This is a genomic window from Streptomyces sp. NPDC097619, assembly GCF_040302735.1.
In the GTDB taxonomy this organism is placed as follows: Bacteria; Actinomycetota; Actinomycetes; order Streptomycetales; family Streptomycetaceae; genus Streptomyces.
The window spans coordinates 16,213-31,804 of the sequence record NZ_JBEOSD010000051.1; the positions used below are offsets into that span (position 1 = coordinate 16,213).

At 70.5% G+C, this 15,592-nt stretch carries 5 protein-coding genes and 1 CRISPR repeat array (1 of these 6 cut by a window edge); all 5 genes read right to left on the reverse strand.

Annotated features, from left to right (window positions below; genetic code table 11):
• Positions 1-326: a CRISPR direct-repeat array (repeat unit 29 nt; unit sequence GTGTCGCCCCTGCGCCAGGGGATGAACGG) (it extends 313 nt beyond the left edge of the window).
• 114 nt (positions 327-440) lie between these two features.
• Positions 441-11,234 carry a helicase-like domain-containing protein gene (locus ABTZ17_RS16515; protein ID WP_352196320.1) on the reverse strand — a complete coding sequence of 3,598 codons (10,794 nt, stop codon included), beginning with the start codon at positions 11,232-11,234 and terminating at the stop codon, positions 441-443.
• Between the two features lie 87 nt (positions 11,235-11,321).
• A complete protein-coding gene (locus tag ABTZ17_RS16520; RefSeq protein WP_352196321.1) occupies positions 11,322-11,732 on the reverse strand; it encodes a DUF6292 family protein in 411 nt (136 codons plus the stop codon).
• 404 nt (positions 11,733-12,136) lie between these two features.
• Positions 12,137-13,141, reverse strand: coding sequence for a ParB/RepB/Spo0J family partition protein (locus tag ABTZ17_RS16525; RefSeq protein WP_352196322.1), 1,005 nt, complete (start codon positions 13,139-13,141; stop codon positions 12,137-12,139).
• A 68-nt stretch (positions 13,142-13,209) separates the two neighbouring features.
• A complete protein-coding gene (locus ABTZ17_RS16530) occupies positions 13,210-14,193 on the reverse strand; it encodes a ParA family protein (RefSeq protein ID WP_502994701.1) in 984 nt (327 codons plus the stop codon).
• 447 nt (positions 14,194-14,640) lie between these two features.
• On the reverse strand, positions 14,641-15,552 hold the full coding sequence (locus ABTZ17_RS16535; protein ID WP_352196324.1) for a RapZ C-terminal domain-containing protein: 912 nt from the start codon (positions 15,550-15,552) through the stop codon (positions 14,641-14,643).
• Positions 15,553-15,592 lie beyond the last annotated feature (40 nt).

A 15,592-nucleotide genomic window follows, 5' to 3' on the forward strand; every position in this document is an offset into this window, starting at 1 on the left:
CCTGCGCCAGGGGATGAACGGGTGGTCATGGTCCACGCGGACCTGGGCGAGGAGTGTCGCCCCTGCGCCAGGGGATGAACGGCTGTGAGAGATCCGCACCTAGGAGGAGGCGGTGTGTCGCCCCTGCGCCAGGGGATGAACGGTACATCTACAGCTCGCCCGTGCAGGTCGTGAAGTGTCGCCCCTGCGCCAGGGGATGAACGGGGCGCCGCCCAGGAGTCGAAGTCCTCGATCCCGTGTCGCCCCTGCGCCAGGGGATGAACGGCCATGAAGAGAGGCGAAACGGTCCACGGCAACGTGTCGCCCCTGCGCCAGGGGATGAACGGGCCCCAGCGGGCCAGCAGGCAGACACAACGCGCTGGTTGTCTGGCCCGATTGACCGTATTTCCGGGTGGGCCTACTCGGCGGTACGCCTAAAGGGAGTACCCCGCCGGTTCCGCTCAGCGCTGTGGCGGTTTGCGGGTCTGGCTCTGCTCTGTCCCCCGGCGGAGGTGGCCAGCTTGCTCTGCTGCGGGAGTCCGCTTCTTCGGGCGCTTGCCCGTCGTCGACCGGCTCCGGGCGGCAGCCGCGGAGACCCTGGGCTTCTGGGGCATCGGTTTGTCCAGGGCCTCACCGAGCTTGCGCATGGCGGGGATGTCGGGGAGGTCCCCGGGGCCGTCCCCGCTCGGCGGTGGACCGCTGGAGCCACGGTAGGGTCCCGCCGCGTCTGCGAGGCGCACCAGGACGTCGGTGCCGGGGTGCGGGGTGCCGCCGCGGAGGCGGTCGGCTGCCGCCTGGGCCCATCCGGCGATCTTGTCGCATGCTTGGGCCGCCAGCTCCCGCAGGAAGCCGCGAGCTCGCTGGTCGTCGAGCAGCCGGTCCAGCCGTTCGCCTGCTCGCTGCCTGATGGTGGTCACCAGGTGCCCCAGGGCTCCACGCACTGTCTGGATGCGCTGCCACTCCGCAAGGTCTCGGAGCAGGTCGGCCTGGGAGTCGGCGTGTTGGAAGGCGGCGTTGACCTTGTCGGCGCGTTCCTGAGGGCTTTCGGGGCCCGCGGCGGCGGGCGCGGTCGGGGGCGCCGGTGCTTCCTGGGCAGCGTCGGCGAGGAGGGATTGCAGGGTGAGCAGGTGGGGGCGTACGTCGTCGAGCAGGTCGGCGGAGTTTCCGTCTGTCACCACGTCGTCCCATGCCGCCTGGAAGTTCGTGAAGTTGGCCAGGAGGTCGGGCTCGGGCTTGTTCTCGGGCTGCGCGGGGTCGAGGGCGGGCACTGGGAGGTCGGGGGTGCCCCAGAGCGGAGCGGGCTCCGCCGGGGCCGGGGGTTCCTCCTCCGGCCCCCGGGTCGTGGCCGGAGGGGCTTCAAGGTCGGGTTGCGCTGCGGGTTCCGGCTGAGTCGGGGGTTCGGAGGCTGCGGGCTCGGGAGGCTGCTGAGTGGTCTCGGCGACCGGGGCCGGGGTCGTCTCGGGCTGGGCGGTGGCTTCTTCGCGGCGGGCTCGTTCCTGTTCGTCTGCGGCGGCGGCCGCGACGGTCGCCTGGAGCCGTTCTTGAAGGTGCCAGACGTCGACGAGGGCATGGGCGAGGGGGAAGGCGAGGCCTGCCCGGATCGCGGTGGACGGGGACGGTGGCAGGGCGGCCCGCCAGTCGGTCACGGCCTGCTCGACGGCGGCCAGGTCGGCCGCCATCATCCGGGATCCCCGACCGTCGGAGTCGGCGACCGCCGCGAGGCGGGTGGCGAGCTCGGCGTAGTGCGGGTTCCGGGCGTAGGCGTCCGACAGCTGTTGGACGGCTCCTGTGATGCTCTGCATGTGGTGGGCGGCGAAGACTCGGAGGTCGCCGCGGACCTCTTCGGCGCGGGCCTGGGCCGTGTCGCCGGGGGCCGGTACGACCGGGTTTCCGAGGGGTGCGCCGGTGGCTGCCGCGTACAGGGTGGCGGCGTGCTCCGCGGCGGTCTCCGACCAGTCGGTTGGCGGGGTCAGGTCCGGTGGATCCATCTCCATCCGGGAGTACCACTGCCCGTTCTCCAGCTGGCGAAGGGTGGCGATGACCTGGCCTTCTCGGCTCAGCTGACCATAGGAGCCTTCCAGGAAGAGCATGTGCCGATCGTCGTCCGGAATCGCGAACGTCTCGCCGGTGCCGAAGTCGTCGCCGTCGACGATCTCCTTCTCCGGCACCAGCATGTCGCCTTCCTCGCGGACCGGTTCCTCGGCGGCGGGTGCGGGACTGGTCATCGCGGACTCCTGCGCGGGGTCGGGATCGGTCTGAGCGACGGGTGGGGTCGTGGACGGGTCGTGGGGTAGTGGGCGGGACAGCAGCCGGGTGCGTGCCTCGGGTGTGGCGAGGGCGAGTACTTCCTCGCGCCGGCCTTCCCTGCCCAGGTAGGTCCAGAGGAGGTGTTCGGAGGCGCCGTCGGTGACCAGCGGGTCGGCCGCAAGGGCGAAGGCCGCTCTGAATGCCTCCGGGCCGGCGTGTGCGGCGTGGAGAAGGATGTCGTTCTCAACCGCCGCGGTCACCAGCCATGCGGCGACGTCGTCCACGCTGGGCGCCATGCTGTCGCGGAGGCTGTCGCGCACGACGACGATGAGCGCAGGGCGCACGCGGTCGCTGCTCCAGGCGTCGGCGAGGGGGCCATCGGGCAGCTGCTCGCCGAGCCATGCCGCGGTCTCTTCGTCGGAGACCAGCTGTTCCGTCAGCCGGGCGGCGCGCACCAGCATGGGTGTCTGCACCGTGACGGGCAGTGGCAGGCCGGGGACGTCCGCCGTCGAGATGTCGGGCAGCACGAGGACGTTCACGGTGTCGCCGGCTTCCACTCGGGCGACGACCTGTCCCTCGGCTCCCTCCCGGAGTCCGAGGGTGAGCATCGGCCCCCGCTCCGGCTCCGGGCCGGGTGCGTCCGTGGCGGCGGGCCCGGAATCAGGCTGCTCGGCCTTCCCATCCGTGGCCGGGGGGTGGACCGGCTCCGGGGTCGCCGTTGTCTGCGGTTCCTCCCCGCTGTCGGTGGTGTCGGGCAGGGCCTCGTCGGTCGCGGGCGTTGCGGCCTCCAGGGCGGCCGTTGGCGTGTTGGGGGTGGGTGTCGGGGCAGGCGATGTCCGAACGGCTGGCGCCGTGGTGTTCGTCTCGGGTTGTTGCCGTCCGGGGGCATCTTGGGGAGCTCCGAACAGTCCCAGTTGCCCGTCCTCCGCGGCCTGATCCGTCGGCGAGGTGTCGTCCTGGGCTGCCGTCTCGGCCCAGGCGCCGTCGCGGAAGGTGTAGCCGATCTGCTGCCCTGAGGCGTGGCTGCGGAGCCAGGGGACGATCTCGTCCGGGTCCTCGAAGGTCCGCAGCCTCTTGGGCGACTGGCCCAGCGGAGCGTCCTGGGCGACCGAGTACTTGGTGCGGCGGTGTTCGAGCGAGGGCATGAAGAGGATGTAGGTGGCTCCGGGCAGGGCGATCTCGTACCGGCCGTCCCATTGCCCGACGTACCTCATGGACTCACCCTCGACGAATCCCCATCCCGTCTCGGACGCATCGGCGGAGGCCGGAGCCGTCTCGACGACGGGAGAGACCTCCGGCGCCGGAGCGGGGGGTTGGTCGCGGCCTGGCTCGGTGGAGGCCCCCTTGCCCGCGTCGGCAGCCGTGGAGGGGCTTGCTCCCGCCGTGGTCGAGCTTTCGGCCGCAGGCTCGACCAGGGTGTCGGAGGGAGCGGGCTGGGGATCGCTCTCGGCGGCCGGCTCGGGCCGCGCCTGGGGCTCGGGTGTCGTCTGGTCGGCGGCGCTGTCGGCGGCGGGGGCGGGCTGTTCTGCCTGCCGGGCGAGCTCCGCCATGGTCGCCTGCGTGCGCGCCCCGAGCATGTGCGCCGCCGCGTAGAGCCTCTGGAGCGGGTCGAGGAGTTCGGTGTCGACGACCGGCTCCAGGGCCTGGCTCCAGGCGGCGACGGCGTGGATGCGGCGCAGGATCTCGTCCGCGCCGCCCGACGCCTCGCCGCGGAGGGCGCCCTCCGCTCGCGCGTAGGCGACGCGGAGCTCGGCGATGGGGTTGTCCAGCGTGCCGAATCCGCTGGGGCGGGCGTCGTAGTCCTGCTGGATGTAGGCCTGGACGACCGTGTGCTCACTCCACCGCCCGTAGGCGTCGGACATCCGGTCGACGTCCTGTGAGATGGCGGCTTCGTCGGCGTACGGCGGAGCGTCGAAGAAGGCCGGCACCTGATCGAAGTCGGGTGGGGTGATGGCGAGTACCGGCAGCCGGGCGGGCGCTGCGAGAGCCTGTTGCCGCTCGTCGCGGCGGGCGTAGACGACGACGGTCCGGCCGGCGGCCGCGAGGACGCGGACGGCGGTGTCGACGCGGTCCTTGCGAGTGGACACCTTCCAGGTGCGGGGTAGGTAGTAGCCGCCGACCTTCCGGGACTGCTTGAAACCGCCGGCCGTCCACAGCGCCGCCTTGGCGGTCGCGTCCTCCGGGGTGATGCCGACGACGAGGGTGTCGTCGCCGTTGTGCAGGATCCAGACCGGGTCCCGGCCCTGGTCGTCGGGGGCGGGACGGTGGACGTCGACGCCGTAGACGACGGCGTGGTGGTGGGCCATGCGCTTGGCGACGACCGCGGCTTCGGCGGTGCCGCGGACGGTGTCGCCCTGGACGTCGCCCAGGTGCTTGTACTTGGTGTAGCTCCACTGCGCGATGCCGACCTGCTCGCCGGTGCTGTCGTAGAGCATCACCGTCCGGCCGGTCTCCAGGTACGTGTATCCCTCGGCGCCCGGCACCGGCTCGGTGGGCAGCGGCTCGGGCTCCGGCTCGGGTTCCGCGTTTGGCGCGGGCGGGTCCGTCTGGGTCTGCGTGGTGTCGGTGTCCTGCGCGGCGGGCGCCGGCGGCGGCCCGTACCGGTCCCGGGATGCGGCGAGTTGCTCGTCGCTCGGCGGCGGGCCCTCGCGCAGGGCGACGTACAGGGCATCGAGGGCCCCGGCGCGGGCATCGGTCTCCGTGTCGCGGCGGAAGTGGATCTCGGCGTCGAGGCGGCCGTAGGCCCACGCGGGCAGGGACGGGGAGCGGGTGGCGGTGTCGTGGGCGACAGCGGCGTCGATCCAGGCCGGGAGCTCCTCCCACAGGATCGTGGTGGAGACGTCGCGCTGGGCGATGGTCAGCCCTGTCCCGTTCGTCGACACCTGCACCTCCCCGTTGCCGCGCAGGGCGGGCGGCAACGAGCTGGAGGTGTCGGCGTAGTACGCGGCGGCGGGGGCCTGATGCTGCTCGGCGATCCATTCGCGAACCCGCTCGGTTGGGACGGCGTCAGGCGTGGCGCTGGGCGGCTGGCCATCCACCGCGACGGCGCTGACGAGGTCCAGCATCTGCTCTTCGCTGAGCACGGCCCGGATGGCCCATCCGGCGGACTGGTGGGTGCGCGCCGCCTGCGGGCCGCTGATGTGCCCGACCATCACCCTGCCGCCGAAACCGTCGACCAGGCTCTGGAGGGTGGGCTCGGGCTGCGAAGCCACGTCGGCCTCCGGGGCAACCGGAGCCGGAACGGGGGCGGGGGTAGGTGTCTCAGCGGTCCGCCGCAGCTGCTCGTAGGCGGCGGTGGCGGCCGCGGCGTGCAGCTGTTGACGGTCCAGGTAAGCCTCTTCGCCGGCGCCGAAGTAGCGGCGGGCCCACTCCGGCCACCCGGCTGTGGGGTCGGTGTATCGGTCCATCAGCCAGTCCTCGGCCCAGTCGGCGAAGACGATGGCGAAGTTGGGGGCGTCGTTGGCGCGCGCGGCCTGTTCCAGCCGTTCGACGCCGGCGGCTCCGTCGAGGATGGTCCGAAGGCCTTCGTTCCACAGCTCCGGGTCGGTCAGTCTCCGGGCGGCGGCCGCGGGCTGCGGTGCCGAGGCGGGTTCGGGGGTCGGCGAGGCGGGTGCCGGCTGGGTTGCGTCGGCGGCGGTCGTCGTTGTCCGTGACGGATCCGGCGCGGGGGCGGCGAGGGCGCGGGCCTGCTGCCGGACGGCGGCCGCGGCTTGTCCGTGGAGCACGTCCTGTGAGGCGTAGGCGCGTTCGTCGAGGTAGGCGAAGACCCAGTCCGGCCGGTCGCCAGCATCGGACCCGTACCGCTGTTCCACCCAGGCCCGGGTCCACTCGCCGAAGGCTCCGACGAAGGCGCTGTCGTCGGCATCACTCTGTGCCCACCGCATCACATCGGAGTCGGCGAGCGCGGTGTCGGTGAGCGCTTGGAGGGCTTCGGCGAACCGGTGCGGGTTCTCCAGGTGGGGGCGGAAAGGTTCGTCGGCGGGTGCGGGGCCGGTGGCCCGGACGGTTCCGACGATCTGGCCCTCGCTACGGACGACGGCGGAGCCGCCCGCCGTGGCGACCAGGACGGCGGCGTCGTGCATCGCCATGTCCGCCTCGGACATCTCGGCGCCGGCGGCACCGGGGTCGAACTGCGGACCCGACTGGCTCTCGCGCCCGGACGCGACTGCCGCGTCCGAGATCTGCGCTTCGAGCGCGGCTCGGCGGGCCCGGACCGCCTCCAGTTCGGCGTGTTTGTCGAAGGGGCGCCCGAGGTGGGGCCGGGTGTCCTCCAGAGCCGTGCGCATCTTGGCGACCTTGACGCGGAGCTCCTCCGGGGCGGTCACCGCAGCGTCGGCTGCTTCCCCCAGCGCCTTGGTGATGCGCCAGGTCTGCCCCTTGCCGAACCAGGGCAGGTTCAGCCGGACGTCGACCTGGTGCCGGCCGGGGATCACCAAGTGCGCGTACGACTCGTACGCCACGTTCCCGAACTGCTGTTTGCGGTGCCAGGTGAAGCCGATGTTCAGGCCTCGCCAGGTGTATCCGGCGCTCAGGTCCAGGGTGGAGCGCGCGCCCTGAGCGGACTGGGCGAGCGCGGCCGGAACGTCGTCCGGCTGGACCAGGCGGCCGTCGGCGGTGCGCCATGTGTCGTCGGCGGCCGCGGTCACCGCGTCGGCCATAACCTGCATGGGGGCCAGATCGCGTTCGGCTTGGCTGATCTCCTGGCCCAGGATCTCGACCTTGCTCTGCATGCGGCGCTGGGCCTGGCGGTGGCCGTCGGCCGCGTTCAGCAGAACCTGGAGCTGGCCGTTGACGTCGGCCAGCTCCATCAACAGCGGGTTACCGGCCACGATCGCCTTGGCTGCGCCGAAGCCCGCGCCGACGGCGTCGATCTCCTCGATGACGCGGCCGACCCTGTGCCCGGACAGGATCTGCACGACGGGTTTCTGCTTGCGTTCGAGCTGTTGGAACATATAGCTGTCGAAGGAGTGCAGCGCCAGGTAGCGCAGGAACGTGACCGGCTTCCCGAGCTTGATCATCTTGTTGCCCGGACGGTCGAGTCGTCCCTCGCGCTGCTCCCATTCGTCGGGCCGGTGTGGCGGGTCGACGTGGTGCAGGGCGACGCCGCGAGGCTGGACGTTCACGCCCGTACCGCCCTTTTGGGAGGACATGAACAGCACGTTCACCTTGCCGGAGCGGGCGTTGGTGAACAGCTGTTCCTTGGCGAGGTCGCTGTTGTAGTCGTGGATGAACTTGATGCGCTCACGCGGGATGCCGGGCAGTCCTTCGTCCGGGAGTCCGTCGATCAGGCCGCGGCGGATCTTCCCGTAGACCTGGCTCCCCCTCTCCTTGCCCGGGGTGCCCAGGTCGCAGAACAGCAGCTGCAAGGCGCCCTCGACGTCTTCCGGGTCGCCGGGGAATTTGAGGTTCTTGGTCTGGTGGTGGATCTCCAGGACGTTTCTGACGACGGCGCCGACCTTGCCGGGGCCGTCCGGGGTCATGCCGACCAGCTCAAGGTCCAGGGCGGCCTTCCGGCCGTCCGTGATGACGTTGAGCATGTTGTCCTGCCACGGCTTGACCTTGCCGCCCTGGATGTCGTCGATGCGGCCGGAGATCCCTTCGACGTAGCGGATCAGGTTCGGGGTCGCTTCGATCTCCACGAAGCGCTCTTCGCGCTCCGGCCGCTCGATCTGGAAGGACTCACGGGGTCTCAGCTCTGCGACTTCGTTGAACAGAGCGATGGCTTCGTCGGCGTTGACGTAGTCCACCGGCCGCCGCTTGAGCCGGAACGAGACCCCGTCCACGCCGACCTCGGGACGGGTCTCGAAGTTGATGTGGTTGGCGGCCCAGGCGTCCGGGGTCCCCAGCCCGAGCTGCTCCATGCGCTTGGGCATCGTGTAGTGCTTGAAGACGTACATCTCGCGCACGCTGTTGCTGATGAATGTGCCGCTGTAGAGGGCGACGACGTTGTCGCGGCCGGTGCGCTCGCGGGTGACGAGGATCTTCAGGTCCAGGTCGGTGGCCCGCTTGGACGGCTTGCCCAGCGACATGCCCTCCGTCGTGGCCGGCAGGGCCAGGTTTTTGAACAGGTGCGCTTCGTCGATCTGGAGGAAGTCGACCCCCAGGTTCTCGAAGGTGACCCCGGCGTCGACGGCTTTGGACCGCAGGTCGGAGGCGCGGGCGTCGAACCGGTCGACCTGCTTGGCGATCTCCTTGATGCGCCGCTGGTTCGCGTCGTCGCCGTCGAGTGCGTCGAGGGCTTCCCGGTAGTCGTTGGCCAGCTCTTCCAGGTACGTCGCCTCGGTGACCGGGTGGACGCCCAGGCGGCCGAAGCTGGAGTGCGTCATGACGATGGTGTCCCAGTCGCCGGTGGCGCAGCGGGCCGCGAAGAGCATGCGGGAGCGGGCGTCCGCGAGGTCCTTCTTGCCCGCCATGAGGATGTTGGCGTTGGGGAAGAGCTTCTTGCCGTCGCGGGCGATCTGCTCCAGGAGGTGGTTGGGGACGACCACCATCGGCTTGTTGACCAGGCCGAGCTGCTTCAGCTTGAGCGCGGTCATGAACATGGTGGCGGTCTTGCCCGCACCGACCGGGTAGGGGCACAGCGAACCCTCGTCCGCGGAGAGCACGCGCTGGACGAAGTCCCACTGGTGCGCGTACGGGGTGAACTCGGGGTCGAGGCCGTCGACGGTCAGGTGGGAGCCGTCGTTCTTGCGCAGGACGGTGGAGTTGAAGCGGCGGTTGTAGTCCGCGGCCAGCCGGTCGGAGCGTTCGGGGTCCTCCCACACCCAGCTCGCGAATCGGCGGCTCAGGTCGGTGAGCTTGGTCTCGGCGAGGAGCGTCGCCTTGTCGTTGCGGACCCGCCTCGTGCCGCCCTCCGGGGTGCGGAAGGTGTCGTAGACCCGCGGGCTCTGACCGTTGAGGGCCAGGTCGAGGAGCTCGAAGGCGTCGGCCCGGTTGGTGCCCCATTCGCTGGTGGCGGCCTCGGGGACCGTCATCGGGGTGTCGACGTTCCAGGTCGCGGTCTTGGCGACGTGGACGATGTCGACGTCCACGCCGAGGAGCTCCTCGGCGAACGCCCGCACGTCCTCGACCGGGATCCAGGGGGCGCCCAGCTTGGCCTTGATGTCCTCGGGCTGAAGCGGCTCGGGCTGGACCTCCCGCAGGGCCTCCACATGGCGCTGGAGGTCCTCGCGGCCCTGCGAGAGGAGGAACTCCACCCGCTCCAGCTTGTCCACGACCGGCCCGGACAGGTACTCGCCCACGGTCAGGAGGTCGCCGGTGTCCGGCTCGACGAAGACCAGGTCCCCGAGCGCGCCGGCGACCTGGTCCGGCTCGATGCTCAGCAACCGGGCGATGTAGGGGATGTCGATCCGGTTGCGGAAGTTCAGGCACAGCGACAGAGCCGCCTCGGGACTGTCGGCCGAGGTGGGGCGCTCGATCCGCTTGTTGACCCGGCGGGACTGAAGAGCGGCTTTGGTGGCCGTCCGGGTCTCGTCGTCGAAGTCCTCCAGAGCCAGGACCGCCACGACGTCCGGGTCCCGGCGGAAGCCACCCAGCCGCGGGTAGCGGCGGCTGACGGCTGCCTCGCCGGTCTCCTCGTCGACCTCCCCCTGGACGGTGGTGAACCGGTTGATCGGGCCGTGCACGCGGACGTAGGCGTCGTAGAGCCGGTTCACCTCCGCGCGCAGCGGCTCTAGCTGCGCGTCGGGGGTGTCGTGGTCGGTCTCCGCCTCGATCAGCGCGACCGTGGCATCGCGCAACCGGATCAACTTGGGCAGTTCCTTGCCCGCGCGCGGCACGGCGACGAGCTCGCCGTCGATGACCTCGTGCGGCTTGCCCTCCACGAGGTGGAAGGAGCCTTCCTTGCGTCCGTCGTCGCGGACGGGGAACGGCAGGGTGTCCAGAGTCCAGGCCTGGGCGCCGGGGTTCACCTTCCACTCCCGCCCGGCGGCGCGGGCCCTGGTGGTGATGGCGTCGAAGGCCTCGCCGAGGACCGCGGAGAGGTCCTGGCCCTCGGGTGCCCTCACCGCGAGGGTGTGCCCGTACTGGGCGGCCCGGCCCCGCTCCCACGTTCCGAGCACGTGGGAGGGGTTCGCCAGGAAGTAGTCGTTGCACTGCTCGTCCGGCACTCCCGGTACCATGCCGGTGCCCATCCAGCTCTCGTCGATCGGCCCGTCGGTGTCGCGGCGGCGGACGACCAGGATGTCGGCCAGGACGGCGGTGCCGCCCTCGGAGAGCGCGCCGTTGGGCAGCCGAACGGCTCCCAGCAGGTCCGCGTGCTCGGCGATGGCCCGGCGGGCGGCTTCGTCGGCGGCGTCCAGCGTGTAGCGGGAGGTCAGGAGGATGGCGATGCCGCCGGGGCGCAGCGCCTGCACGGAGCGCCAGATGAAGTAGTTGTGGATGCTCTTGGTGACGGTCTTCGGTGCGGTCTTGTCGAAGACCGTGTAGTTGCCGTAGGGCACGTTGCCGAGGACGGCGTCGACGCTGTTGGACTGGAGCGAGGCGTCCTGGAGCCGGGCGTTGATGATCTCGGCGTCCGGGTGGAGCAGGGCGGCGATGCCGGCGGTCGTGGGGTCCCGCTCGACGCCGTACCACTGGACGGGCAGCCCGTCCGGGGTGTGCTTGATGAAGGTGCCCGCCCCGCATCCGGGCTCCAGGATCCGGCCCCCTTCGAAGCCGAGGCCGCGCAGGGCCGCCCAGCACGCTTCGGTGATCCGGTCGGGGGTGTAGTAGGCGGTCGGTGTGCCCTGTTCGGCCTGCCGGTACTCGCGTGGGGAGAGGAGCCGTTGCAGCTGCTCGCCGATCTCCGCCCAGGTCCCGTCACGGCCCGGCGCGAGGGCTGGGGCCAGCGGGCCCCAGCCCGGCCAGTGCCGGAGCGCCCTCAGCTCCTCCTCGGTGGGCTCCGCCTGGTCTTCACGCAGCCGCAGCAGGATCTCGATGGCGGCCACGCTGGCGCGGGCGCGGCCGATCGGCCCGAGCCGGTCCGGCTCAGGCGGCTCGGGGGCAGGGGCAACCGGCGTGATCGACATGCGGTTCTCCAAGCAGCGGGGCCCGGCGCAGCCTCAGCGCCGACGGCCCCATGGGGCGGTCGGGAGAAAGAGGGGGGCAGCAGCCCGTCAGGACGCGTAGGCGGACAGCCGCGCCTCGAACGCTGCGTCGTCGGTCTCGGGCAGCCGCTGCGGGCCGTCCTCCCGACTCGGGGTCAGTCCGGGGTGGGTCAGCACCATGTCGGCCCAGCGCGCCAGCCGGGCGGGGCCGGGTACCAGGTCCTCCCCCATGAACCAGTCGCTCATCCCCGCTTCCGCAGGAAGCCGGAGCACCCAGCCGTAGGACTCGTCCCAGGCGAGCTCGATGTCGTCGTCCTCGTCGGCGTAGGGGCCGCTTTCAGGCGGCGCCAGCGACACCACCGCAGTCCGCACCGCGGGCGGACGCCCGGTCACCGCGTGGCCCACGACCGTCAGTCCGAGTTCTGCAAGCTCCGTCACGGCCGCCTCTACATAGCACGCGTGATCTGATCGCATGGTCATGGCTTTCCCTCTCCCCTAGTCCCCATTGCTCTCCAGAGCAGCATGGGATAGCCGCTGCTCGCCCGCGGCCGCCTATCTCGGTACTGAGCGGTTCTACAGCCCCGCAGGCCACTGGTACTCCCCCGGCCCATCACATCGACCTGCGCTGACCGCTCGGCTAGGAGGCTCGGCCCGTGGGAACACACTCCATCGGAGGAGATGGATAAGGTCACTGGTACATGATCTCTACTCCCCCGTACGGCCGATCAGCATCACCACCAGGAGCGACCTGGAGCAGCGCGGGGTTGCCGGTGAGGGTCAGTGATCCCCGCTGAGCCGTTCCGGGTGTCGACGTGACGAAGGGGCTCGGATTTTTACCGGGTAAAAATCCGAGCCCCTTCTGGCGCGCTGCTGTGGTGCAGCGGCTACCTCGCCGCGAGGCCGATCAGCCGTTCGAGAACGGCGTCCCGGCGCTGCTCGTCCATGGTGGCGAAGAGCCTCTCCAGCAGGACCTCTTGTTGTCCGGGGCTGACCTTGTGCGTGATCAGAACAGCCACCTCCGCGCCGTCGTGCCAGGGGACGCGAGGCAGGTTCCTGATGTCCACGAGGTAGGGCTCGCCCTGCTCGCTGCCGGCGTCTTCAGACGTCTCCTCCGCAGCCTCGGGTCGGGGGGCCGCTACGGGCTCGGCCGCCGAATCCACGACGCCGTCCCGGCCCGTGCCCTGCGCCGGGATGTCGGTTACGGACCCTTCGGATTCGGGCGCAGCGGGCTTGGGCTGGGCCACCCGTCGGGGCTTGGGGGCCCCGGGCTCCATGGCCTGACTGGCTTCGGCCCGCATCTCATCGGCCGGCAGGCGGGCGATGCGGCGGGCGTCACGGACCTTGAGATCGCCGGTCTCCACCTTCTCCTGGAGGTCGTCGGGGAGTCGGAGCAGGGCAAGCCGCTGAGAGATCCATCCATCGGACTTCCCGAGGAGCTTGGCGACGATTCCCTGCTTGCCGTGGGCCGCGACCAGTTCCTGGATCGCCTTCGCCTGGTCCATGGGGGGCACGTCCACGCGGTGGATGTTGGCGATGAGCGCCACTTCCAGGATGGACTCCGCAGAGGCCGCAAGATCATCGTTGACGTCGATGCGGAGTGTCGCCAGGCCCGCCTCGTGCGCGGCGGCGAGGCGTCGGTTGCCGTCGATGACAACATACTCGGCGTCGCCGATGACAGCTTTCTGGTCGGGGTGGACCTGAAGGAAGGCGGCCTTGCGCACCACGGCGATGGGCTGGAGCTGCCCTCGGTCTCGCAGCGAACCGGCGGTCTCCTCGATGTCGGTCAGCTCGTCGCGGGGGTTGAAGGGGTTGTGCGCGAGTTCGGCGAGATCCACCTGGGCCGGGGGGCGCTTGCCTTCCCCGTTGATGATCTGCTGCCGGGTTCGCACCCGCCGTCGGGTGGGTTCGGAGGAGTCCTCATCCACACTGAATCCGCGGGTTACCCGCTGCGCCGCGGTCATACCGCCAGCTCCTTCGCCAAATCGCGCATCGCTCGTGCGTGCTCACTGTCAGGTGCGTACTCAAGAAGGGGGATCTCGCCGTCGGCGGCTTCACGTCCCTCCTTGAGGTCTCCGATCACCGCAAGGACGGCAGGGGTGCTGCTCTTCTCCCACTGCTCCTTGTTCTCTTCGACGAGCTTCCCGCGGCGCCGGTCGTAGGCGTTGATCACGAGACCGAGGTAGTCGATCTGGATGCGGCCCTTCCTTTCCAGGTCCTCCTTCTGCTCCTTGAGCAACTTGAAGGCCCGGTGGCTCGCCCGGTTCGCCCAGACGGGAGTGATCACGCCGGAGCGGTCCCTGAGCTCCCCGTCACGGCGCCGGACGAAGTAGAGGGCGGTGTCCATGTTCAGTCCGAGGCTCGGGGGACCGTCCAGGATGATGATGTCGTAGTCAGCCTCCAGCGGTTCGAGGGCCCGCTCCAGGGCCGACTCGCTGAAGGACACCTTCGACAGGGCCACGTCGCGGAGGAAGGCGTCGTCGGAGGCGGGGAGCAGATGGAGCCGTTCACCGAACCGCGGTTGGTCCAGCGCCACCAGGAGGTCTCGGATGTGACCCTTCGCCGAGCCCTCCATGTGCATGAGCAGGGTCTCGACGTCGTCCTCGTACATGACCTCCTCGAAGCCGAGTTCGGCGGTGAGGTGGCCTTGCGGGTCGTAGTCCACGAGGAGGACCCGCTTCCCGGACTCTGCGAGGGCCTGGGCCATGCCGGAGCTGATGAACGTCTTGCCCACGCCCCCCTTCTGGTTCGCCACTATCACCCGGACGACCGGCTGCGCGGGCAACGGGGCGGCCGGTGAGGGGTGCGCGTCGAGCCAGAGCGTCACGGCCTGCGCGAGGCCTTGGACGTAGGTGACGCCACGCTCGGCGCACGCGGTCTTGAAGGTGGCCGGCTCGCCGACGGGCAGGAAGGTTCCCCAGGTCCGGGCTCCGTCCGTGTCCACTTCCTGTACGTCAGTGGCGAGGTACCACGCCCTGATCGCGTGCTCCGTTGCATCCTGAATGTCCATTCCATGCTCGAATGCACGGATCTTCAGGAGTCTCCGTAGGCGAGGCGTGAGCGAGGTGATTAGTTTCTCTCGCTCCCCCCGAGGCGTTGGGATGCTCATGAGGCACAACATTACTAGGTTGCCAAGGAGTCAGGTGTGAAGGAGTACTCAACACACCTGCCAACCCCCGTCAGCGCGTAGCACAACATCAACAGGTGCCGCAGAAATGGCCTCCAAGTGTGGCTTGTCAGGGGCCCGGATTTTTACCGGGTAAAAATCCGGGGCCGCCTACGGACCTGTCGAACCGTCCCCGGTTCGCTAATTCAATGCACTGGAGGTCGCCTTCGCTGACACCACGACAGCAACCCCCGACGTCTCCGTCGATACAGGCCGAACAGGTCGTCAGCGTTGGACGACGGCGCGGCTGATGTCCCGGTGGATCAGCTCGACGTTGAGCCCGCGGCAGGTGAAGGCCCTGCTTGCGCCGTCGAGGCCGAACTCGGCGGCCTGCTCGACGTCGCCCGCGACGACGGCTCGCAGGGCGAGGGCAGCAGTAGCGGCCCGGTGGCGTCCGCCGGCGCACTGCGTGACCACGGTGATGGGCGCCGCGCTCGGCCCGGCGAGGTAGCCGCTGATCTGGAGTGCGGTCGCGGCGAGGACCTGGCGCACGCCCGGGGTGTTGATGACGGCCTCGCGGACGGCCTTGTCCGCTGCGGAGAGCTTGCGCAGGTCCTGAACGCGGTGCGGGTCTCGGAAGTGGTGGCGGAGGTCGAGGGCGATGGTGGCCCGCTGGAGTATGTCGGCGTGCTCGGACAACTCGGTGTCGTGGAGGCGGCCGACGGAGACGATGACGACGTCGGCGGGCGGCTGGGCGAGGACGCGGTCCCGGCTGGGGTCCCAACCAGTGCAGTGGGTGGTGGTGCGGCCGTCCTTGGTGTAGCGGACGGTGATCTGCCAGGACGGCCAGGTGTCCCGCGGCCCGTGCTCGATGGCGGTGACCACGTAGGCGGTGTCCTCGCTGCCGTGGTCGTAGTGGCCGCCGACTCGGCGGGGGCCGATCTGGAGGTTGGCCCACGCGAGGTGGCTCATCTCGAAGGCGGGTTCGTCGCCGAGGGACTCGGCTGCCGTGGAGTTGCCGCACTCGCGGCAGACCTGGAGCGCGGCGGGGCTGACCAGCCCGCAGGCGGCGCAGGTCCATGAGGGGCGCTGGCAGTCGTGGCAGGCGTCGTACGCGGGCGGGTTCTCTGCGCCGCAGATGCAGGCCCAGGCTCGGCCGGCGATCTTCGCCGCGGCGAGGTCTTCGGAGTAGGTCATGGCGTCTCCTGTGGGTGGGGTGGGTCGGACCGCCTGCCTG

What these genes read in the sequence shown, in the direction of transcription:
- ABTZ17_RS16520 (WP_352196321.1), bottom strand. Translation starts at nt 11,732, where the DNA reads ATGACCATGCGATCAGATCACGCGTGCTATGTAGAGGCGGCCGTGACG.
- ABTZ17_RS16535 (WP_352196324.1), bottom strand. Translation starts at nt 15,552, where the DNA reads ATGACCTACTCCGAAGACCTCGCCGCGGCGAAGATCGCCGGCCGAGCC.
- ABTZ17_RS16515 (WP_352196320.1), bottom strand. Translation starts at nt 11,234, where the DNA reads ATGTCGATCACGCCGGTTGCCCCTGCCCCCGAGCCGCCTGAGCCGGAC.